General features: G+C 67.5%; 19 protein-coding genes. 5 read left to right on the top strand and 14 right to left on the bottom strand.

Annotated elements, in window-relative coordinates; translation table 11 throughout:
* Positions 1-57: 57 nt before the first annotated feature.
* A complete protein-coding gene (locus tag ACFVVC_RS17970; RefSeq protein WP_387456247.1) occupies positions 58-693 on the top strand; it encodes a DUF2461 domain-containing protein in 636 nt (211 codons plus the stop codon).
* Positions 694-704: 11 nt separating this feature from the next.
* On the opposite strand, the gene ACFVVC_RS17975 is transcribed toward ACFVVC_RS17970, so the two are convergent.
* The 11 genes from ACFVVC_RS17975 to ACFVVC_RS18025 form a co-directional block, all read right to left on the bottom strand.
* Entirely contained in the window at positions 705-1,334 is a 630-nt protein-coding gene (locus ACFVVC_RS17975; protein WP_387456249.1) for a TetR/AcrR family transcriptional regulator, read from the bottom strand.
* A gap of 80 nt (positions 1,335-1,414) precedes the next feature.
* The gene (locus ACFVVC_RS17980; RefSeq protein ID WP_387456251.1) at positions 1,415-2,977 is read right to left on the bottom strand and encodes an amino acid permease; all 1,563 of its coding nucleotides are present in this window, start codon (positions 2,975-2,977) and stop codon (positions 1,415-1,417) included.
* Positions 2,978-3,150: 173 nt separating this feature from the next.
* Positions 3,151-3,558 carry a DUF779 domain-containing protein gene (locus ACFVVC_RS17985; protein ID WP_387456254.1) on the bottom strand — a complete coding sequence of 136 codons (408 nt, stop codon included), beginning with the start codon at positions 3,556-3,558 and terminating at the stop codon, positions 3,151-3,153.
* A complete protein-coding gene (gene adhP / locus ACFVVC_RS17990) occupies positions 3,558-4,580 on the bottom strand; it encodes an alcohol dehydrogenase AdhP (protein WP_387456256.1) in 1,023 nt (340 codons plus the stop codon). Before adhP ends, ACFVVC_RS17985 begins: the two co-directional genes overlap by 1 nt.
* A gap of 41 nt (positions 4,581-4,621) precedes the next feature.
* Entirely contained in the window at positions 4,622-6,145 is a 1,524-nt protein-coding gene (locus ACFVVC_RS17995; protein WP_387456259.1) for an aldehyde dehydrogenase family protein, read from the bottom strand.
* A gap of 153 nt (positions 6,146-6,298) precedes the next feature.
* Positions 6,299-7,639 (bottom strand): GAF domain-containing protein, encoded by a 1,341-nt coding sequence (locus tag ACFVVC_RS18000; RefSeq protein ID WP_387456261.1) that lies wholly within the window; start codon positions 7,637-7,639, stop codon positions 6,299-6,301.
* 81 nt (positions 7,640-7,720) lie between these two features.
* Positions 7,721-8,995, bottom strand: a complete 1,275-nt coding sequence (locus tag ACFVVC_RS18005) for a glycosyltransferase (RefSeq protein ID WP_387456264.1) — start codon at positions 8,993-8,995, stop codon at positions 7,721-7,723.
* A complete protein-coding gene (locus ACFVVC_RS18010; RefSeq protein WP_387456267.1) occupies positions 8,995-9,600 on the bottom strand; it encodes a TetR/AcrR family transcriptional regulator in 606 nt (201 codons plus the stop codon). The genes ACFVVC_RS18005 and ACFVVC_RS18010 overlap by 1 nt, the downstream gene beginning before the upstream one ends.
* An 85-nt stretch (positions 9,601-9,685) precedes the next feature.
* Positions 9,686-10,078: a tautomerase family protein gene (locus ACFVVC_RS18015; protein ID WP_387456270.1), complete on the bottom strand. Its 393-nt coding sequence runs from the start codon at positions 10,076-10,078 to the stop codon at positions 9,686-9,688.
* A 45-nt stretch (positions 10,079-10,123) separates the two neighbouring features.
* On the bottom strand, positions 10,124-11,554 hold the full coding sequence (locus ACFVVC_RS18020) for an FAD-dependent oxidoreductase (protein ID WP_387456273.1): 1,431 nt from the start codon (positions 11,552-11,554) through the stop codon (positions 10,124-10,126).
* A 69-nt stretch (positions 11,555-11,623) separates the two neighbouring features.
* Complete coding sequence (locus ACFVVC_RS18025) at positions 11,624-12,619, bottom strand: DNA topoisomerase IB (protein WP_387456276.1); 996 nt, start codon at positions 12,617-12,619, stop codon at positions 11,624-11,626.
* A gap of 119 nt (positions 12,620-12,738) precedes the next feature.
* Between ACFVVC_RS18025 and rarD the strand changes: the two genes are divergently transcribed.
* A complete protein-coding gene (gene rarD / locus ACFVVC_RS18030; RefSeq protein WP_387456278.1) occupies positions 12,739-13,749 on the top strand; it encodes an EamA family transporter RarD in 1,011 nt (336 codons plus the stop codon).
* An 80-nt stretch (positions 13,750-13,829) separates the two neighbouring features.
* Here the strand turns inward: rarD and gabT are convergent, their stop codons facing one another.
* A complete protein-coding gene (gabT, locus tag ACFVVC_RS18035) occupies positions 13,830-15,200 on the bottom strand; it encodes a 4-aminobutyrate--2-oxoglutarate transaminase (RefSeq protein WP_387456281.1) in 1,371 nt (456 codons plus the stop codon).
* A gap of 73 nt (positions 15,201-15,273) precedes the next feature.
* On the bottom strand, positions 15,274-16,704 hold the full coding sequence (locus tag ACFVVC_RS18040; RefSeq protein ID WP_387456284.1) for an aminobutyraldehyde dehydrogenase: 1,431 nt from the start codon (positions 16,702-16,704) through the stop codon (positions 15,274-15,276).
* Between the two features lie 168 nt (positions 16,705-16,872).
* Here ACFVVC_RS18040 and ACFVVC_RS18045 point away from each other — a divergent pair, with 168 nt between their 5' ends.
* Positions 16,873-18,309, top strand: a complete 1,437-nt coding sequence (locus ACFVVC_RS18045) for a PucR family transcriptional regulator (RefSeq protein ID WP_387456286.1) — start codon at positions 16,873-16,875, stop codon at positions 18,307-18,309.
* A 7-nt stretch (positions 18,310-18,316) separates the two neighbouring features.
* Here the strand turns inward: ACFVVC_RS18045 and ACFVVC_RS18050 are convergent, their stop codons facing one another.
* The gene (locus ACFVVC_RS18050; RefSeq protein WP_387456289.1) at positions 18,317-19,924 is read right to left on the bottom strand and encodes a CHAD domain-containing protein; all 1,608 of its coding nucleotides are present in this window, start codon (positions 19,922-19,924) and stop codon (positions 18,317-18,319) included.
* Between the two features lie 136 nt (positions 19,925-20,060).
* Here ACFVVC_RS18050 and ACFVVC_RS18055 point away from each other — a divergent pair, with 136 nt between their 5' ends.
* A complete protein-coding gene (locus ACFVVC_RS18055) occupies positions 20,061-21,329 on the top strand; it encodes an MFS transporter (RefSeq protein ID WP_387456292.1) in 1,269 nt (422 codons plus the stop codon).
* A 4-nt stretch (positions 21,330-21,333) separates the two neighbouring features.
* On the top strand, positions 21,334-22,014 hold the full coding sequence (locus ACFVVC_RS18060; protein WP_387456294.1) for a FadR/GntR family transcriptional regulator: 681 nt from the start codon (positions 21,334-21,336) through the stop codon (positions 22,012-22,014).
* The last annotated feature ends 57 nt before the right edge of the window (positions 22,015-22,071 follow it).

The following is a 22,071-nucleotide window of genomic DNA, read 5'->3' on the forward strand; positions in this document are numbered from 1 at the left end:
TGCACATACGGCCGCGGAGATCTGGCCGGTTGCGGCAGGCAGCCCTAGGCTCCCTACATGAGTACTTTCGCAGGCATTCCCCCGGAGGCCTTCGGCTTCTACGCGCAGCTGGAAGAGAACAACAACCGCGACTGGTGGCAGGAACACAAGGCGACATATGAGGAGGCGGTGAAGCAGCCGCTCACCCTCCTGCTCTCAGAGCTGGAACCCGAGTTTGGCCCCGCCAAACTGTTCCGTCCCAACCGGGACATCCGCTTCTCGCTGGACAAATCGCCGTACAAGACCGCGCAGGGAGCATTTGCCGCACGCCAGGAGGGCGTCGGTTTCTATCTCCAGATCAATGCGGACGGACTGTTGATCGGCGGCGGCTACCACTCCCACACCCCCGCCCAGCTGGCCCGGTTCCGTTCAGCCGCCGACGCCTCCGCCAGCGGGTCCGCCCTGCAGGGCATTGTGGACGCCGTGGCCGGGGCAGGTTTTGCCATCGAGGGCGAGAAGCTGAAGACCGTCCCGCGGGGTTTCGATAAGGACCATCCCCGCGCCGAACTCCTCAAGCACAAATCACTGTCCGCCGCGGTCGAGGTGGGCCAGCCGGAGTGGGTTTCCACACCGGAGGCCAAGGAGGAGATCGCGGAAAGGTGGCGGAAACTCCGTCCGCTCGTGGAGTGGGTGGGCCGCTACGCAGCCCCGTGACGCCTGGTGGCTCACTGGCCCGCTGGTTGCTGTCCCGCGGGGTGCTGTGCTGCGGCCGCGAGGCGCGTCTCGAGGTTGTTGAAGAACACCGCCAGCATGAGTTCAAAGGCCTTGGTGGCGGCGTCGGGCTGGTTCATGACCACGAAATCGAACTGCAGGCCGTAGAAGGTGGACGTGAAGAGCCTGGCGTCGGTGTCCGCGTATTCTTCGGGAATGCCCCGGACCATCAGCCAGTCGCGGGTCTTGTGGTGCAGCAGGCGGAAATGCTCCTGCGCGGTGCCCCGCGGCGTGGCAGCCACAATGTCCTGCGCTGTGGCCTCGAATTCGAGCCGGGTCAGGTGCCGGTTCCGCTGGGCCATGGTCCACTGCCACGAGTCGAGCAGGAATGCGCGCCACGCGTCCCGGTCAATGTCGCGGACATCGGTGTTGCGCATCCGGTCCAGGCGCGACTCGATGGACACCACGATGTCGTTGATCAATTGTTCCCGGCTGCCGAAGTGGTACACCAGCGTGTAGGAACTCATCCCCAGGCCCTCGGCGAGGCTCCGGAAGCTCAGTTCGGCCAGGGTCTTGTCCATCAGGTAGTCAAGGATGGCAGCAAGAAGTTCACCTTTGCGTTCTGAACGGGAAGGACGTGCCATACATCCATCCTAGGAGCCGGAAACGCCGCTGCCCGCCCGGCGGGGGCCGGGCGGGCAGTTCACCAGGGGCGCAAGGACGCTCAGGTCCGGGACAGCTCGTCCTCGTCATCCGACGCGGCCGCTGGGCGTGCGCTGGTGCCCGGACGGTTGTTGACGGACGCGTTGGCTTCAGCGAAGCGCTCGTTGAGCCGCGAGTGGCGCTGGCCGTAGGCAAAGTAGATGGCCAGGCCGATGACCAGCCAGACGGCAAAGAAGATCCAGGTCTCCACGGCGAGATTGGTCATGAGGTACAGGCACAGGGCGGCCGAGACAACCGGCAGCACCTTGCCGAACGGAACACGGAAGGCCGGCTTCAGGTCAGGGCGCTTCTTGCGGAGCACCAGGATTCCCAGGCTCACCACCACGAACGCGGAGAGCGTACCGATGTTGATCATTTCCTCGAGCAGGTCCACGTTGGTGAGGCCCGCAACAAGGGCCACCGCGGCGCCGCAGATGATCTGGAGGCGCGCCGGCGTCGAACGCTTGTCGCTGGTTTTGGACAGGGCCCGGGGCAGCAGCCCGTCGCGGCTCATGGCGAGCACCACGCGGGACAGGCCCATGAGGAGCACCATGATCACGGTGGTCAGGCCCACAAGGGACCCGAAGGCGATGACCTTTGCGGCTGACGTGTCACCGACCGCCTCGAAGGCGGTGGTGAGGGTGGGGCTCTTGGCCTCGGCCAGCTGGGTGTAGGACACCATGCCGGTCAGCGCCAGCGACACGAGGATGTAGAGCAGTGTGACCACGGCCAGGCCGCCGAAGATGCCGCGGGGAAGGGTCTTTTGCGGGTTCTTCACTTCCTCGGCCGAGGTGGCCACCACATCGAAACCGATGAAGGCGAAGAACACCAGGGCGGCACCGGCGAAGATGCCCAGGGTGCCATACTGGGCCGGGGCAGCCCCGGTAAGGAAGCCGAAGAAGGACTGCTTCAGCACGTCCGCGCCGGCGGTGCCGGCGGTGGGCTGCGCTGCCGGAACGAACGGGGTGTAGTTTTCAACCTTGACGTAGGTGAAGCCCACCACGATCACGAACAACACCACGGCGATCTTGATCAGGGTGAAGATGTTGCCAACCCGGGCGGAGAGCTTGGTGCCCAGGACCAGCAGCACGGTGAAGATGGCCACGATCAGGAAGGCGCCCCAGTAGAGGTCCACGCCGCCCAGCGAGATGGCGGGCGGGATGTCGGCACCGGTGAGGGCGAAGACCTTGCTGAGGTAGATGCCCCAGTATTTGGCGATCACGGCGGCGGCTGTGAACAACTCCAGGATCAGGTTCCAGCCGATGATCCAGGCAAGGAGTTCGCCCATGGTGGCATACGTGAAGACATAGGCTGAACCGGCCACGGGGATGGCGGTGGCGAACTCGGCGTAGCACATGATGGCCAGCGCGCAGGTAACGGCGGCGATGGCGAAGGACAGCGTGACGGCGGGGCCGGCGAAATTCGCAGCAGCCTTGGCGCCAACGGAAAAAATGCCGGCGCCCACAGCCACGGCGACGCCCATGATCATGAGGTCCCAGGTGCTGAGGGAACGCTTGAGCTTGCGTCCGGGTTCATCGGCGTCAGCGATCGATTGCTCGATGGATTTTGTCCGCAGAAGATTCATTGGGGGTCACAATCCTGGTTTGTGAGGGAAACAGACCTATCAACGATAGTGTCCATCCACTGGACGGTCCCAATTGTCCCGAATAGTGAGACGGCTCAACGGCCGAACTATATTCCGCCAACGCACTCGGGGCCCTCCTGATGGAGAGCCCCGGGCGTGTTTGACCGAACTTCCTAGACGGGCCAGTCCATCAGGGTTGAGCGGATCAGGAAGCGCTTGCCCTCGGGCGCCTCCACCGAAAACCCACTTCCCCGGCCCGGAACAACGTCGACAGTCAGATGCGTGTGGCTCCAGTAATTGAACTGTTCCCGGGACATCCAGAACTCCAGGGGCAGGGGCAGCACTCCGTCCGACAGGTCGAACAGCCCCAGCAGGACGTCTGAATCCCCGGTGATGAAGTCCCCTGCCGGGTAGCACATTGGCGAGGACCCGTCACAGCAGCCGCCCGACTGGTGGAACATGAGCGGACCGTGCCGCTCCCAGAGCATCCGCAGGAGGTCCACGGCCGCGGGCGTGAGCGCCACCCGGGAAAAGTCTTCCCCGGGCAGCGTCACGGCGGCCTCAAGCCCATGGATGTGCATTAGAACTTCAGCACCACGCGGCCGTCGATCTTGGCGTGCTTCATCTCATCGAACACCGCGTTGACCTCGGAAAGCTCGCGTACGGAGACCGTGGGGTGGATCTTCCCCCGGGCGTAGAAATCCAGGGCTTCGGCCAGGTCCTGCCGGGTGCCCACGATCGAGCCGCGGACCGTCAACCCCTTGAGCACGATGTCGAAAATCGGCGCAGGAAAGTCCCCCGGCGGCAGCCCGTTGAACACAATGGTGCCGCCGCGGCGGGCCATCCCGATCGCCTGCCCGAACGCTGACGGGTGCACAGCAGTAACCAGGACTCCATGGCAGCCTCCTGTTTCACGTTGGATCACTTCTGCCGGGTCTTCATGCAAGGCATTGACTGTCACTTCGGCGCCGTGGGCCTTTGCCAGGGCAAGTTTGTCGTCGGCGATATCAACCGCGGCGACACGCAGGCCCATGGCCACGGCGTACTGGACGGCGATATGGCCCAGGCCGCCGATGCCGGAGATGGTGACCCACTGACCCGGCGTCGCCTCGGTCATCTTCAGGCCTTTGTAGACGGTGACGCCGGCGCAGAGCACCGGCGCCACCTCGACGGGGTCGGATCCCGCCGGTATGCGGGCCGCGAAGCGCGAGTCCACGAGCATGTACTCCCCGAAGGAGCCGTCCACGCTGTAGCCGCCGTTCTGCTGCGCCTCGCACAGTGTTTCCCAGCCGGTGCGGCAGTACTGGCAGTCGCCGCAGGCGGACCAGAGCCAGGCGTTGCCCACGAGGTCGCCCAGGGCGAGGTCGGTGACGCCCTCGCCCAGGCCCACCACTTCGCCGACACCTTCGTGGCCGGGAACGAACGGCGGAGTGGGTTTCACCGGCCAGTCGCCCTCCGCGGCGTGCAGGTCGGTGTGGCAGACACCGGTGGTGAGCACCTTGATCAGTGCCTGCCCGGGCCCGGGCACCGGAACGTCGATGTCCTGGATGGACAGGTCGGTGCCGAATTCGGTTACTACTGCTGCTTGCATTGTCGTCGTCATTGGCGAAATCCTTGCGTCGTTATAGTGGAGGTAGCGATGGTTTAGAAGAAGCCCAGCTTGTTCTCGTCGTAGCTGACCAGCAGGTTCTTGGTCTGCTGGTAGTGGTCCAGCATCATGGCGTGGTTTTCCCGGCCAATGCCGGAGGACTTATAGCCGCCAAAGGCAGCGCCGGCCGGATAGGCGTGGTAGTTGTTGACCCAGACCCGGCCGGCCTGGATTTCCCGGCCCGCCCGGTAGGCCACGTTGCCGTTCCGGGACCATACCCCGGCACCCAGCCCGTACAGGGTGTCGTTGGCGATGCCCATGGCGTCGTTGTAGTCGCTGAACCTGGTCACGGCCACCACGGGCCCGAAGATCTCCTCCTGGAAGATCCGCATCCGGTTGTGCCCCTCAAAGATGGTGGGCTGGACGTAGAAGCCGCCGGCCAGGTCGCCCGGCAGTTCGGCACGGGCGCCGCCGGTGAGCACCTTTGCGCCTTCCTGCTTTCCGATGTCGATGTAGGACAGGATCTTCTCGAGCTGGTCGTTGGACGCCTGCGCACCAACCTGGGTCTCGGTGTCCAGCGGGTTGCCCTGGATCATCTTCTCCACCCGGGCCACGGCGTCGGCCATGAAGGACTCGTAGATGTCTTCCTGCACCAAGGCGCGGGACGGGCAGGTGCAGACCTCGCCCTGGTTGAAGGCGAACAGGGCGAAGCCCTCCTGGGCTTTGTCGTAGAAGGCGTCGTTCTCCTGGGCAACGTCGTTGAAGAAGATGTTGGGGCTCTTGCCGCCCAGTTCCAGGGTGACGGGGATCAGGTTCTGGCTGGCGTACTGGCTGATGAGCCGCCCGGTGGTGGTTTCGCCGGTAAACGCGATCTTGCGGATCCGGGAGCTGGACGCCAGCGGCTTTCCGGCCTCCACGCCGAAGCCGTTGACCACGTTGATCACGCCCGCGGGCAGGAGGTCGCCGATGAGTTCCATCAGGACCAGGATGGAGCTCGGTGTTTGCTCGGCGGGCTTGAGGACCACGGTGTTGCCGGCCGCGAGCGCCGGGGCCAGCTTCCAGACGGCCATCAGGATGGGGAAATTCCAGGGGATGATCTGGCCCACCACGCCGAGGGGTTCGTGGAAGTGGTAGGCCGTGGTGTTGTCGTCCAGCTGGGACAGGCTGCCTTCCTGGGCACGGACGGCGGAGGCGAAGTAGCGGAAGTGGTCCGAGGCCAGCGGAAGGTCTGCGTTAAGGGTTTCGCGGACAGGCTTGCCGTTGTCCCAGGTTTCGGCGACGGCGAGCATTTCGAGGTTTTCGTCGATGCGGTCCGCGATCTTGTTCAGGATGGCGGCACGTTCAGCTACGGAGGTCTTGCCCCAGGACGGCGCCGCTTTGTGGGCCGCGTCCAGCGCCAGTTCGATGTCCTCCGCGGTGCCGCGGGCCACCTCGCAGAAGGCCTTGCCCGTGACCGGGGTGATGTTCTCGAAGTACTGGCCCTTGACCGGGGCCACCCATTCGCCACCAATCCAGTTCTCGTACCGGTCCTTGAAGGTGACCTTCGAACCGTCGGTTCCTGGCTGTGCGTAAACGGTCATTGCTTAGCTCCTTTGCTGTGCAGGAGGCCGGCCCGCTAGGGGGCCCGCCGTTGCCTACAGCGTAGGAGCCGGGAGGTTGCAGCCAGGTTGCACCGGTGGTTGAGCTTGCCGAAGCCCGGTTTCGACAGCCTCAGCCACCGGGCAGGCCTGGTTTTAGGCGCGCAGTTCGGCTTCCAGCCGTTCCAGGTCGGCCACGACAGCGGCCCGCTTGGGTGAGCGAGGCGGCAGGAGGCGGAGCGCGGCACGGCGGATGACGACGTCGTCCCTTGACTCCGGGAGCGCAGCGTACTTGAGCAGGGACTCGGCGCTGCCGTCCGTGAGGACCGCTTCCCGGAGCAGGGAGGACACCCTGTTCCTGAGGTCGAGAATGCCCGGTGCCTCCGAGCGCGGCAGTACCTCGCCGCGGTAGATCTCCAGGGCAATTCGGTGCGCACCGCGCTGCAGGCAGCTGAGCACCTGGCCGGTGTCCGGCACCAGATCCTGCGGGAGCCGGTACGGACGTGAGCCTGGAACAGCGTCGGGGCTCAGCTGCTGGACTACCTTGCGCAGGCGGACCATCTCGGCCCGAAGCGTGATGGAGGAGCCCTCCCCCGGGTACAGCAGCGAACAGAGTTCCTCGGCGCTGAGTCCTTCCGGATGCGCGCTCAGCAGGGCCAGGATCTCGCTGTGCCGCGCGGAAAGCGAAACGGTCCTGCCACCAAGGCTGAGCAGGGCCTGGTCCCGCCCAAGCAGCTGCAGGCTGTTGCGGTAAAGGCTGCCTTCCGTGGCACTGCCGCTGCGGCCGGCGGCAGCCGGGGACCGCCGCCGGACGGGTTTCCTGGCGAGCTCCGCCGCGAGCTGCAGGCGCTCCACCCGCAGTTGCGCCTGGGCGGCAGCAACGGTGGCCTCCACCAGCGACAGGGTGTGGGGAGCCACCGCGGTGGCCGTTCCGGTAATATCCACGACGCCGAGCACGGCGCCGGAGTCGGGGTCGTGGAAGGGGACGGCTGTGCAGCTCCAGGGGTGGACCGTCCGCTGGTAGTGCTCGGCGCCGGCAATCTGGATGCCCCTGCCGAGGGCGAGGGCGGTGCCCGGCGCGCTCGTGCCGACGCTGGCCTCGGACCAGTCGGCACCGGGCACGAACATCATGCCTTCGGCGCGGCGCTGGAGGGTGGGGTCGCCATCCACCCACAGCAGCCTGCCCACCTCGTCGCCCACCGCAACCAGGAGCCCGCTGTCGTGGCTGGGCTGGACCAGCAGCTTGTTGATGACCGGCATGATCGCGGCCAGCGGGTGCTGCCGGCGGTAGTCCTCCAACTGGTCCCAGTCGAGTGCCAGCGGCGCGGCCGCGTTGTCAGGGTTGGCCTTGAAGCTTGCCGACCGCTGCCAGGACTCCCTGATGAGGTTGCGCAGGCCGGGGATCTCGGGGGTGAGGTTGCCGGGGTCCGACCCGAGGCGCTCGTGCCCGGCCAGTGCGGCACGCTGGCGCGGTTCAGGGTGGAGCAGGTTCGTCATCGAACTCCCGTTCCGGGGTCTTGTCCGGCGAGGCAGCGCTGGAGGGTGGCCCAGCCAGCATAGCCAAACAACACCGCCGTGTCATCGGCGCACCCGGACCAGTTCCTCCAACGCATCCGCGCCCGCCGCGGCTCCCCCGGCGGCGGCATAGCCGGCGGCGACCCGCCGCGCGCCCGGCGCTTTCCCCTGGGCCCGGTAAACGGCTGCCCGGAGCCGCTCGGGGGTGAGGTTTTTCCGCCCCAGCCGCACCCCGGCGTCGGCCGCCACCACCCGGGCCGCCACCTCGTGCTGGTCGCGGCCGAACGGAACCACCACCACCGGCACTCCCTTGGACAGGGCCTTCTGCGTTGCCCCCATTCCGCCGTGGGTGATGGCAACCGCTGCCCGGTCGAGCACGGGCCCGTGCGGGACGAAGTGCTCCAGCCGCGCATTGGCCGGCAGGGGCCCGAACCGGTCCATGCCGGCGGCCTTGGCGGCACCGGCCGAACCGGCCTGGGCTGCAGGCAGGGTGGCGACGACGGTGAAGGGCTCCCCGGCAAGTCCCGCCAGCGCGGTCCGCACAATGGCTTCGTCCGCCTGGTACTCGGAGGACGTGGTCACCAGGACCACGGGGTGGGTGGCCTCTCCAAGCCAGGCGGGAGGTTCGGCCGGCGGCTCCCATGCGAGTGCGCCAATCATGCGCACGTCGGCGCCCCAGTCCGGGTGGGGATACTCGAACGGCTCGGAGGTCGCCACGAGCATCAGAGGCGCGGTGCGGAACATAGAGTCGGCGCCGGTCACCGGGGGAAGCCTGCCTCCGGAAAGTTCGGCCCGAAGTGAATTGATCCGCGGCAGCATCAGCTTTTCCACCGCGCCAATGACCAGGCGGCGAGCCACGGCATCGCGGGCCCTCCCCCACGGGCCGTTCATGGGGGCAAGCCCGGGACCAAAGGGCGGCGTTCCCTTCGATTGCAGCGGCGGGGTGTAGGGGCTGAAGGTGGCCCAGGGAAGGCCGGATGACTCGGCTTGGATCCGTGCTCCCCAGGCGTTGATGTCGATGAGCAGCAGGTCCGGGCCGACGTCGGCGATGGCCCGCTGCAGGTCCGGCGCATCGAAACGGGCGCGGCTGGTGAACGTCTCAACGCTGGAAGCCAAGGCAGCCTTGGGGTTTCCGGCCCTGTAGTCCGTGGCCTCGATCGCAAGGATCCTCCCGTCCACGGACCCGGCGTGGAACCCTGACGCCGTAAGCATGGGAACCTGCCGGCGAAGGGTACGCACGTGCACGTCGTGGCCCCGGGCTTTGAGTTCCCCGAGCAGGGGAACCATGGGGAAGAGGTGGCCGATGGCGGGCGAGGTGTAGGCAAGGACGGTGGACATCAGGGCCTCCGGGTGAAGGGTTCCAGCATTTCGAGCAGGGAGTGTGCCACCTGGTCGCGGCTGAGCCCGGCATCGAGGCGCAGCAGTTTCCAGGTGTAGACGTCGCAGAGGGCGACGAACTGGGCCAGCCGGCGGTCATGGTCCGGCGTACCCGCCATGGCTTCCAGGAATGGCGCAAATACCCGTCCGCACCATTGCCGGTGGAGTTGGCGGGCCGCCCCCGTGATAGGGGCCAGGTCCGCGGACGAGTGTTCCTCGGCGAGCAGTTTCAGGGCGAGCGCGGCGGTGGTTTCGTAGTGGTCGAGCAGGTTTTCGACGGCGGCATGGACGTCACCGGGGGGAACTGCATTTCGCTGGGCCGAGACGCGCGCGGCGGCTGACTCTGCCGTGGCGCGGATCAGGCCGGCCCGGCCGCCGAACCGGCGGATGATGGTCTGGACAGTGACGCCCGCCCGCTCCGCCACGGCGTTCAACGTGACATCGGCAAGCGGCCCCTCCATGAACAGGTCCTCGGTGGCCTGCAGGATGCGGTAACCCGTCCGGGCCGCAGCCGAGGCGCGTTTGGGTGAGCTGTAGGGACGGGTTCCAGCCCCGGCCATATTCATGTTAATTACATTAACCCTAATATTGAATTGCGGCTAGGGTGGGCAGTAACGAAATTGGGCCGGTTCGGACAGCCCACCTTGGCTGTCACACGTGGATGTCGAAGCCAAGGTCGTAGTCGCTGGCGGCGACCCCGCCGGCGCCCCAATTCTCAGGCGGGCTTTCGCGAAGCAGAATCGAAACATCCCCCGGCGCAATATCGAGCACTTCGAGGCGCTCGACGATCTGCCGGTAAAGGTTGCGCTTTGCCTCGATCGATCGTCCGGCGAAGCAGTCGATCGTCACCCGCGTGTAGCCGTCGGCGACTCCCGCAGCGAGCCCATTCACCATTAGGTGCGGCTCGTAGGAGAGCACGCGAATGAACCGGTCTTCCTCCGGAATCTTGAACGCGGCCACGAGCGCCCCGTGGACCGCGTCGATCAAGGCAACCTGCTGATCCCGTGTGTAGCTGCGTCGAACCTCAATCAAAGAGCTGGGCATGGGAGCAACCTACCACCGCCTGGAATAACCTCCCGGGAATGGTCGTCAGCCGCGGGAGATACGGATCATTTCCTCGCGCGGGACCACCTTGATGCGTTCGCGCACCACGTGGTCCAGCCCTTCGGGGCCGGTCCAGGCAGCACCGAGGCCGGCCTCGTGGGCGTCGAGCTTGTTCCAGCCCTTCCACGTGGTGTATTCGATGCCACGCTCCTCCAGGAGGTCGATGATGGCCTGCGGATCCGGATTGCGGGCCGCCGGGAGGTTCAGCCGGTCCTCCAGCAGGAACCCGATGGTCTCCAGGGCATCACCCTTGGTGTGCCCGATCAGGCCGACGGGGCCGCGCTTGATCCAGCCGGTGGCGTAGATTCCGGGGACGGGCTTGCCATCGGCGTCCAGGACGCGGCCACCCTCGTTCGGGATGACGCCGCGCTTGGCGTCATACTCCAGTTCGTCGAGCGCCGAGCCGTGGTAGCCGATGGCGCGGTAGACAGCCTGGACGGGGTATTCAACGTACTCCCCCGTGCCCTTGGCGTTTCCGGTCCCGTCCAGCTGCATCCGCTCGAACTTGATCCCGTCCACCTTGCCCGTGCCGTCGTCGAGCACCTCAACCGGGCTGTGCAGGAAGTGCAGGTGCAGCCGGCGGGACGACGGGTTCTCGGCTTCGGCGTGCTCCTCCACCAACCAGTTGGTGAGGGTGTTCACCATGGTCTTGATCTGGTTGTTGCTTCGGATGGCCTCGTCGGAGGCGTCGTCGAATTCGAAATCCTCCGGGTAGAGCACGATGTCGACGTCGTCCATGTGGCTGAGCTCCCGCAACTCCAGCGGGGTGAACTTGACCTGGGCCGGCCCGCGGCGGCCGAAGACGTGGACGTCGGTAACGGGAGACGCCTTCAGGCCCTGGTAGACGTTGTCCGGGATTTCGGTACTGAGCAGTTCCTCCGGGTGCTTGACCAGCATGCGGGCCACGTCCAGGGCCACGTTGCCGTTGCCGATGACCGCGATCTCCTTGGCGTCGAGGGGCCACTCGCGCGGAACGTCCGGGTGCCCGTCGTACCAGGACACGAAGTCCGCTCCGCCAAAGGAGCCATGGAGGTTGATGCCCGGGATGTCCAGGTCTGCGTCCTTGACCGCGCCGGTGGAAAAGATCACGGCGTCGTAGAAGGCGCGGAAGTCGTGCAGGGTCAGGTCGCGGCCGTAGGTCACGTTGCCCAGGAACCGGATGTCGCCGCGGTCCAGGACTTTGTGCAGGGCGTTCACGATGCCCTTGATCCGGGGGTGGTCCGGGGCGACGCCATACCGGATCAGACCGTACGGCGCCGGATAGGCCTCGAAGAGGTCGATGCTGACCTGGAAGTCGCCGTCCTTGACGCCGCTGGACTTGGTGAGGATGTCCGCAGCATAGACTCCCGCCGGTCCCGCGCCGATAATGGCGACGCGGAGCGGTCGGTTGGCGGCGGATTCGCTGTGATTGGTCACCGGGAGCCCTTCTGAACTGGTCCTGCTCGTGATTCATGCGCTGCATGGTGCAACGCACAAGGCCCCATTCTAGTTGGCGGCCAGGGGCACCACCTGGCCTTCCCGGTACAGGAGTGCCCGGAGTTCGGCTTCGGCGGAGTCCAGCCGCGTCGGATCGATGGTTTCGCCGGCGTGGTAGTGGTCCACGACCCGGGGGTCCACATAGCTCTTGCGGGCGATCGAGGGGGTGTTTCCCAGGGTTTCCGCGGCCTCGACCATGGCCCTGCTGATGGCGCGCTTCCGCTTGGCGGCCGTGCGCAGGGCGCCGGTACGTGCCAGGCTGGCCGCTGCGGCAGCGGTTCCCCGCAAGGTCCGGAAGTCCTTGGCAGTGAAATCGGACCCGGTCCGCTCCTTCACATAGGCGTTGATGTCCGCGCTGGTCACGGGCCGCCAGGTGCGGCCCTCCTTGTAGGCGAGGAGCCGCGCGTTGGATCCGCGCCGCTTAAGCAGGCGCAAAAGGTCGGCGAGGTCGGGATCGCGGATTTCCGATTCCCAGTCCTTGCCGCTCTTGGCAGGGAAGCTCAGCAGGATCCTGTCTTTGCGCACCCGGACGTGGGCACACAGCAGCGTGGCCAGGCCGCGGCTGCCGTTTTCGTTGGTGTAGCGCTCGGAGCCAACCCGCAGGGATCCGCTGTCAAGCATCCGGAAGGCTGCCGCCAGGACGCGCTCCCGGCTGAAGCCCTCGCTTCGCAGGTCCATGGTGACCTTGCGGCGGGCCACGGGGAGCGATTCGGCCAGCTGCAGGGACCGGTCGAACTTCACCCGGTCCTTCCGCTCGCGCCACTCAGGATGGTAGATGTACTGGCGTCGCCCCACTGCGTCCAGGCCGGTTGCCTGGATATGGCCGTTCTCGAACGGGGCGATCCAGACGTCGGTCCACGCGGGGGGAATGCCGATGCTTTCCAGCCGGTCCCGCACGGGTCCGGGCGGCAGGGTGGACCCGTCAAGGTCCCGGTAACTGAAGCCTGTTCCTGCGGCCACCCTGCGGTAGCCGCGGCCGGAGGCGTTGCTGCGCCGGAGTCTCATCGAGCGTCGGATGGCCGGTAAGCGGATGTCATGAAAGAAAGCCTACTGATTGTTTTCCGGTTTGCCCGTGTTCCGGCTGGAATACCTGCCCCGGGGCTGCTGTTATGGACATCGTGCCCATGCCAGAACGAACGTCCCACGCCGCCCCAGCCACCACGTCCCCGACCGCCGGGCAGAAGCCCGCGGCCACCACAGGCCCCAAGCCCGTTGCCAAGGACACGACGGCGGGCATGCTCTTCGGCATCGGCGCGTACGTCTTGTGGGGGCTGCTCCCCCTGTATTTCTTCATCCTCATGCCTGCCGGCGCCGTCGAGATCGTGGCCAACCGCGTGGTGTGGTCGCTGCTGTTCTGTGCCCTCCTGATCACGGTGACCCGGAGCTGGAGCGTGCTTGCCGCAGCGGTGAAGGACCGGCGGGTGTTCGGTCCGTTGGCGGTGGCGGCGTTCCTGATCGCCATCAACTGGTTGACCTACACCTACGGCGTGACCACCGGGCAGGCGGTGGAAACCTCGCTGGGCTACTTCATCAACCCGCTCGTTTCCGTTTTGCTGGGGGTGTTCGTGCTGAAGGAACGCCTCCGGCCGCTCCAGTGGGCCGCCGTCGGCGTCGGCTTCATCGCCGTGGGCGTGCTGACCTACTCCTACGGGAAACTTCCCTGGATCGCCCTGACGCTGGCCTTCAGCTTCGGTCTTTACGGGTTCGTCAAGAACCGGGTGGGCTCCAGGGTGGACGCCATTACCAGCCTCAGCGTGGAAACCATGGTCCTGGCCCCGCTGGCCGCCGTGGCGATGGTTGTCCTGGCCGTGGGTGGCACCGCCACGCTGACCACCCAAGGCCCCGGACACTTCTGGCTGTTGCTGGCCTCCGGCGTCATCACCGCGGTTCCCCTGCTCTTCTTCGGCGCCTCCGCCCGGCGGCTGCCCATGACCACCATCGGGTTGCTGCAGTACTTCGCCCCGGTGCTGCAGTTTCTGGTGGCGCTGCTGGTCTTCCGGGAGGCCATGACCGTGGAGCGCTGGATCGGGTTCGGAGTGGTGTGGCTGGCCCTGCTGCTGCTCACGGTGGACATGTTAAGGACAGCACGCCGGAATTCGCTGGTCCGCAGGGCCGCGCTCCGGGCCGCCGCCTGAGAGGCCTGCGCAGGCACAAAGAAGGTGGGCTCCCGATTGGGAGCCCACCTTCTTTGCGTTGCCGGAGGGAGTCGTTCCGGTCAGGCGTGAGCCTTGATGGCAGCAGCGAGGACCTCCAGGCCGTCCGCCAACAGCTCGTCGGTGATGACCAGCGGCGGCAGCAGGCGGATGACGTTGCCGTAGGTGCCGCAGGTGAGGATGATGACGCCTTCCTTAAGGCAGGCGGCGGCCACGGCCTTGGTCAGCTCCGGGTTGGGTTCCTTGGAACCGGCCTGGACGAGTTCGACGGCGAGCATGGCACCGCGGCCACGGACGTCGCCGATCACGGCGGTACCGGCAGCAGCCAGTTCGGACTGCAGGTCACGGAGCCGGCCCAGCGCGAGTTCCTCGATGTGGCGGGCACGGGCGTTGAGGTCGTATTCCTCCATGGACCCGATGGACGCCAGGGCCGCGGCACATGCCACGGGGTTGCCGCCGTAGGTGCCGCCCAGGCCGCCGGGGTGGACGGCGTCGAGCAGGTCGGCGCGGCCGGTGATGGCGGACAGCGGCATGCCGCCGGCGATGCCTTTGGCCATGGTCATGATGTCCGGGATGACGCCCTCGTGGTTCACGGCGAACCATTCGCCGGTGCGGCAGAAGCCGGACTGGACTTCGTCCGCGATGAAGACGATGCCCTTGTCCTTGGCCCAGGCGGCAAGTGCGGGCAGGAAGCCCTCGGCCGGGACAATGAACCCGCCCTCGCCCTGGATGGGTTCGATGATGATCGCGGCAACCTGGTCCCCGCCGATCTGCTTCTCGATCATGGTGATGGCACGCTTGGCGGCCTCGGCACCGGTGATGGAGGGGTTCTCCTCGCGGTACGGGTAGCTCATGGGCATCCGGTAGACCTCGGGCGCGAAGGGTCCGAAGTTGGTCTTGTACGGCATGGCCTTGGCGGTCAGCGCCATGGTCAGGTTGGTGCGGCCGTGGTAGGCGTGGTCGAACGCGACGACGGCGTCCCGGCCGGTTGCCAGGCGGGCCACCTTGACGGCGTTTTCCACGGCTTCGGCGCCGGAGTTGAAGAGCACCGTGCGCTTCTCGTGGTCGCCCGGGGTGAGGCGGTTCAGCTGCTCGGCGACCGCCACGTAGCCTTCGTACGGGGTGACCATGAAGCAGGTGTGGGTGAAGTGCTCCACTGCTTCCTTGACGGCGCCGACGACGGCTGGATCGGAGGCGCCCACGCTGGTCACGGCGATGCCTGAGCCGAGGTCGATGAAGGAGTTGCCGTCGACGTCGTGGATGATGCCGCCGTCAGCGTCCGCCACGTAGACGGGGACGCTGGAGGCGACGCCGGCAGCCACCACGGACTTGCGGCGCTCGGTCAGTGCCACGGACTTGGGGCCCGGGAAGTCGGCCTGGACGTTGCGCTTCTGCTCGAGGCGGAACGTGATGTCTGATGCGGTGGTGGTCATTGGGGTTCTTTCTGTGCTGGTGGTTGAGCTTGTCGCAACCGGGGTTTCGACACGCTCAACCAGCGGAAACTGGTCAGGCGTCGAGGGCGGACATGACGTGCTTGATGCGGGTGTAGTCCTCCACGCCGTACATGGAGAGATCCTTGCCGTAGCCGGACTGCTTGAAGCCGCCGTGCGGCATTTCGGCGGTGAGCAGGATGTGGGTGTTGATCCAGACGGCGCCGAAGTCCAGGTCCCGGCTCAGCCGCATGGCGGTGCCGTGGTTGGTGGTCCAGACGCTGGAGGCCAGGGCGTACTCGACGTCGTTGGCCAGTTCCACGGCTTCAGCTTCGGTGCTGAATTTCTGCACGGTAATGACCGGGCCGAAGGTTTCCTTCTGGACAACGTCGTCGGTCTGCTTGGCGCCGGTGATGATGGTGGGTTCGAAGAAGAAGCCCTTCTCCCCCGCGCGGTGCCCGCCGGTTTCGATCCGGCAGTTGGCGGGCAGGTTCTCCACCACCGATGTGACCGCGTTGAAGTGGTTGATGTTGTTCAGCGGCCCGAAGTAGTTGTCTTCGTCGTTCTGGGAGCCCGTGTGCAGGGTCCTGGTGTGCTCCACCATGGCTGCCACGACGTCGTCGTGCACCGACTCCTCCACCAAAACCCTGGTGATGGCGGTGCAGTCCTGGCCGGCGTTGAAGAACGCGAACTCGGCGATGGCCGCGGCGCTCTTCTTGATGTCCGCGTCCTTGAACACGATGGCCGGAGCCTTGCCACCCAGCTCCAGGTGGGCGCGCTTGAGGCCCTTGGCGGCACCGGAGGCGACGGCGATACCGGCGCGCACGGAGCCGGTGATGGACACCAGGCCGGGGACCTTGTGCTCCACCATCATGGCCCCGGTTTCACCAGTGCCCAGGACAACGTTGAGGACGCCGGCCGGGAAGATCTCACCGGCGAGGCGGGCCAGGACCAGGGTGGACTCGGGTGTGGTGTCGGAGGGTTTGAGGACCACGGTGTTGCCGGCGGCCAGGGCGGGGCCGATCTTCCAGATGGCCATCAGGAACGGGTAGTTCCACGGCGCCACCTGGGCCACCACGCCGATGGGTTCGCGGCGGACGTAGGAGGTGTGGCCCTCGAAGTACTCGCCGGCGGACTTGCCTTCCAGGATTCGGGCGGCACCGGCGAAGAAGCGGAGCTGGTCTGCGCCGGCGGCAACTTCCTCGGAGGCGATCAGGGAGCGGACCTGGCCGGTGTTGCGGTGCTGGGCCTCAACTAGTTCGTCGCTGTTGGCCTCGACGGCGTCGGCGAGCTTGAGCAGCATCAGCTGGCGCTGGCCCGGGGTGACGTGCTTCCAGGTCCGGAATGCGTCCTTCGCGGCGGCCATGGCGGCATCGACATCGGCCTGCACGGAAACGGGGGCGTGTGCCACCACCTCGCCGTTGGCGGGGTTGACCACGTCCAGCAGGGCGGTGCCGGCCGGGGTGACGAACGCGCCGTTGATGAAGTTTTGCAAGGTTTGGACCACGGTGTGCAACCTCTTTCGTAGGAGCCATCGGCGCCCGGGCGGAGGCCGGGACGGATGGATGGAACTGCATTGAGCCTATGCCAGGGCCCCATCGGGGTGAATAGCCACCTGCACACCCTTCCGGAATAGGTTTAGTGCGGTTGCCCAGCTCACGTTTATCCTTGGCTCATGGCCATTTCCCTTGCCGCCCTGGTGGGCGTGACGTCCCTGAAGCTGTCCAAGGCGGGCGTGGCGGAGACAACCTGGAACCAGGACATCAACTGGGTGGCCGTCACCGAGCTCGAGGATCCGCAGCGGTTCCTCAATGGCGGGGAACTGGTCCTCACTACCGGCCTGCGGCTGCGCTCCGCCCCCGAACAGCGCCGCTTCGTCCGCCAGGTCCAGCGGGCCGGCGCCGTGGGCATCGGATTCGGGGTGGGCCTGACGCACGAGTCCGTGCCGCCAGCCCTGTTGGCGGAGGCAAACCGCTGGGGCCTCCCGGTGGTGGAGGTCCCGTACGAGACTCCGTTCATCGCCATTACCAAGCTGGTGGCGGACGCCCAGTCGGCGGACCACTACGCCAAGCTTGAGCGTCTGATCGCCGGCCACCAGGTGCTGGCCCGGGCACTTTTGACCGGCGGCGGGCTGGCCGAGTTGCTGAAGAATTTGGGCGGCATGCTGCGCACGGAGATTGCCCTGACCCAGTTCGCAGCGCAGCTGTACAACAGCAGCACGTCCAGCCCGTCCGCGGATACCTGGTCCAGCTACCCCGTCCCCACCGGCCGGCGGGATGCCTGCACGCTGTGGGTCCGCCAGCCTTTCGAGGACACGGGCATCATCGGGTACGCGCAGAACCTGATCAGCGTGGAGCTGAACAACATGGTCAAGCAGCGCCAGGCCCAGCGGGCGCTCTGCGGCCAGGTGCTGGAGGACGTGATCCACGGGGCGCTGGAGACCAGTGAGGCGCAGCGCCGCCTGGCGGGCGTGGGCGTGAACAGCACCCGCAAGAACGTGGTGCTGCTGGCTGTGTCCGCCGCCCACGGCAAGGCCTTGGGGAGCACCTCGGTGCCGCAGGAGCTCCAGAAGGCCGTGGCCGCCGTCGTGGGCAAGGATTTGGTGCTGGTGGTCAATGACGACGGCGGCGCGGCACCGGCGCTGGCCCGCGGGCTGAGCGACCACCTGGCCGAGGCCGGAATCCACGCCACGATCGGCATCGGCGGGGCGTACACCAAGCCCAACGGCCTGCGCTGGAGCTACTTCGAGGCGCGGGACGCCGCAAGCCACGGCCTGCCCGTGAATGAGCCCGAGCGGCTGAGCCTGACCTCGCTGCTGCTGGCCAGCGAGGATGTGCCGCTGGCGGACATGGCGCATGAGTCCCTGAACCCGCTGCGGGCCTTTGACGCCGCGCACGGCTCGGAGCTGATGGCCACGCTGGAGAGCTACCTGAACAACAACGGCTCGGTGGCCGCGGTGGCGGAAGAACTCACCCTGCACCGCAACACCGTGCGGTACAGGCTGGCCCAGATCACCGAGCTGACCGGCTACGACCCCTCGATTACCGCGGACCGGGTGCAGCTGTGGCTTGCCCTGGCCGTGGCGCGGTTGTCAGCGCGGCAAGGCAAATAACCCGTCCTTAGATGATGCCGCGACGGAACAGGTCGCGGGACTTCTTCCGGGCCTTCCGGTATTTGGCGTGCGCGGCCAGCATGATCGCGTCCTGCTGGCTCAGCAGCTCGGTGTAGACGGCCGCGGTGGCCGGGTCGCTGCCGTCCCCGGCAAGGGCGGTGAGCAGTTCCCTGGCCACCACCGCGTCCTGGAAGCTGCCGAGGATCTTCTGCTGCCGGCGGGCGGCCTTGGCGACTTTGGCGGCGCGCTTGCCGCGGACCAGTGCGGCTGATTCAGCCACGTAGCGGAGCCGCTTCGCGTCCTTGCGTACGCGGTGCAGGGCAAGTTCCTGGTCCGTGCCGCGGCGGGCGCGCGTGGCCGCCTTGTGCGAGCGCTTCAACTTCCTGGCACCCTTGTCCACGGCTTTCGCTGACGCCTTGCGGCCGGAGGTGACCGCGTCGGCGCGCACCGGCGGGTTGTCGCGGAAATCCTCGAGGTTGTCCAGGAGCCGGAAGTACCGGGCCGAGGCCAGCGCTTCCTGCAGGAGGCGGTAGGCGGCGTCGAAATTTTCACCTGTCCGGTGCTCAACCGCTGCCGTGGCCTCGGCGAGGCCCTCCGCCGGCGGAAGGTCGGCCAGCTGGCCGCGGAGCTGCGCGCGCAGGACTTCGGCGTCGCGCGGTTGGCCGAGCAGCCGGCCCAGCCATTTCAGCTCGTCCCGGAGCCGGCGCACCGGTGATGCCCTGTACAGCTTGCCGTACGCTGCCAGGACCGACCGGATGCGGCGGGCGGAGGAGCGCATGGTGTGCACCGATTCCGGTTCCTCGAGCCGGACGGCGGCGTCGGTGGCGAGGATCTCGTCGATCTGCGAGGCCACGAAGACAGTGACGACGGCGGCCGCCGGGGCGCGCTTGCCGGCCAGCAGGGCGGGGCTGCTTCCGGGGCCGCTGCCGTGCGCGTCGCCGTCGGGGGCGGCACCGTTGGAGCGCTTCGCGGCTGCCTTGCCCGTGCCCAGGGCGCGCGCCAGCTTCGAGGCGTGTGCGGCGGGCCGGGCACCGGCGGCGGCCAGGAGTTCTTCCACCGGCCCGAAGAGGGCAGCGCCACCGTGGACCAGTTCCACTTCCCACTCCCGCCACTGCCCGTGCGCGGTGGTGTCCTTGTCCCCGCCGGCCAGCCGCTCGGCGGTGACGTGGTCGTCGGCGAGGTCGGCGAGGTGCACGCCGTCCTCGGCGTACAGGGGGTAGGTGGTGCGCCGGGTTTCGAGCCGGACCACTGGCACCGGAACGGATCCCCGCAGGTAGGCGTGAAGGTGGGCCAGCAGGCTGTCCGGCACGGCGTCTGGACGGCCAAGGGGTGCGTGCAGCTCCGTCCGCGGCTGGGGACCTTCACCCGCGGACGCGGAAGCTGCGGGCGGGAGCTTCAGGTGCCACCCCGCGTCGGTGCCGCCGGTCCGGCGGCGCAGGGTGATCCGGCGGGCCGCCAGGTCGTGGGCGGGGGTGTCGAAGTAGACCGCTTCGAGGAGGTCGGTGTGGGGTTTCCCGGTCCGGGCCACTCCGGCGGCCTGCTCCAGCGCCGGCACCACGGCGTCGGCGTCGACGTCGTACTTCTTCTCGATCTCAAGTCCCCGCGAAGCCTCCACAGCCGTCCTTCCGCACCGCCCGGTCCGTGCCAGGTCTTCCGACAGTCCGTTCGCAGTCTATGCCAGCCCCCGGCATCGGCGAGAGGTTGGCCACAAAACCACAAACATCAAACGTCTAACCTTTAGGCTGGATGGTATGCCCGCCACTCCGCCCGCCTCCGCGCCGCCAGCAACCGCCACCGTCCCGGCCGGCACCGCCACCGGCGCCGCGGCCGCCAAGCCGCGCTCCGCCGTCGTCTTCGGCGTGATTGCCCTGGTGCTCATCGGGCTGAACCTGCGTGCCGGGATTACCGGAGCCTCGGCCCTGCTGCACGACCTCCAGGCTGTCCTGGGCTACGGGGCGCTGGTGGCGGCCATCATCCCATCCATTCCCACCCTGTGCTTCGCGGTGGCGGGCGCCGCAACGTCGTGGCTGAGCGGCAAGCTCGGCGTGGAGAAGGCCATCCTGCTGTCCCTGGCCCTGCTGGCCGGCGGCCTCCTGCTGCGCGGTATTCCCGCTACCGGAATGCTCGTGGCCGGCAGCGTGGTGGGCATGTCCGGCCTGGCCGTGTGCAATGTGGCCATGCCGTCCTTCATCCGCGAACACTTCGCCGCCCGGACTTCGCTCATGACGGCCGTCTACACGGTGACCATGACCACGGGCGGCACCCTGTCCGCCGTCCTGGTCGTCCCGCTGGCCCAGGCCCTCGGGTCGCCGTCCGCAGCAGTCGGCATGGTGGGCATCGCCGCCGTGGCGGCACTCCTGGGCTTCCTCCCCGTAGCCCTGCACGCCCACCGCCACACCGTCCGGAGCACCGCAGCCCACATCTCTCCCTGGCCCCTGCTGCGGACCAGGAAAGGCCAGCTCCTCACCGCGGTCTTCACCCTCCAGGCACTGCTGGCCTACGCGCTGTTGAGCTGGCTGCCGTACATGCTCACCACCATGGGCATGAGCGCCTCGGACAGCGGGCTCATGTTCGGTCTGATGCAGCTCGTGTCCGTCCCGGCGGGCATGGTGCTGATCGCCATCGGCTCCCGCCCGCGCATGCTGCGCCCGGCCTTCTACCTGGTGAGCATCACCATGGCGGCCGGGATCGCGGCGCTGCTGGTCCTGCCTGTGGGGCTGGCGGCCATGCCGGCCGTCCTGATCGGCTTCGGCCTGGGCATCTTCCCCCTGGTGATGGTGATGATCAGCCGCAGCGGGACCAGCACCGCCGAGACCACAGCGCTGTCCACCCTGGCCCAGTCCTCGGGGTACCTGCTGGCGACGGCGGGTCCGTTCGGCATGGGCCTGCTGCACAGCGCCACCGGCGGCTGGACCCTGCCGCTGGTCCTCCTGCTGGCGCTGGCCTTGGTCCAAATCGTGGTGGCCCACCTGATCACGGGCCGCCCGATGTCCGGAACCCGCCCGGCGGAAAGGAAGTAGCTCGGTGTCCTTGAGCCCCTCAGTCCGCCCGCCGCTTGCCGCCGAAGTCACCGCCAAGCTGCGGGCGATGGTCCACTCCGGCGAGTGGGCCATGAACCAGCGCATCCCGCCCGAGCCCGAGCTCATGGCCCGGCTGGGGGTTTCCCGCGGCACCCTGCGCGAGGCGGTGAAGGCCCTGGCCCACGGCGGCATGCTGGAGGTCCGCCGGGGCGACGGCACCTACGTGCGGGCCACTAACGAGATGTCCGGTGCCGCTCGGCGGCTCTACCAGGACCATACCGAGCAGCACATCCTCGAGGTCCGGCTGGGCCTGGACACCCAGGCTGCGCGGCTGGCCGCCCGGAATGCCACGGACGACGACGTCACGGCCCTGCGCGCCTTCCTCGCCGCCCGGGACCAGGCCTGGAAGAACGGCGACGTCGAGGCGTGGGCCGACGCCGACTGGCAGTTCCACCAAGGCGTGGCCCAGGCCTCCGGCAACCCTCTTCTGCATGAGCTGTACGCCAGCTTCGGGACCGCGTTCCACCAGGACCTGCTCACCCAGCAGCTCCGGCCGGGCTTCAACGGGCTCCCCCGGGACGGCCACGAAACCCTGCTGGACGCCATTGAGCGGCGGCACGAGGACGACGCCGTGGCCACCGTGAACCGGAACCTGAACTCCTGCGCGGAGTGGCTGGCGGAGTAGCGTTCCCCGCCCATGACGGCGGCCCGGCCCGGGGGTGGCGGGCCGCCGGCGGCCGGG

Origin of the sequence: Pseudarthrobacter sp. NPDC058196 (assembly GCF_042882685.1) — a bacterium.
Lineage (GTDB): Bacteria > Actinomycetota > Actinomycetes > Actinomycetales > Micrococcaceae > Arthrobacter.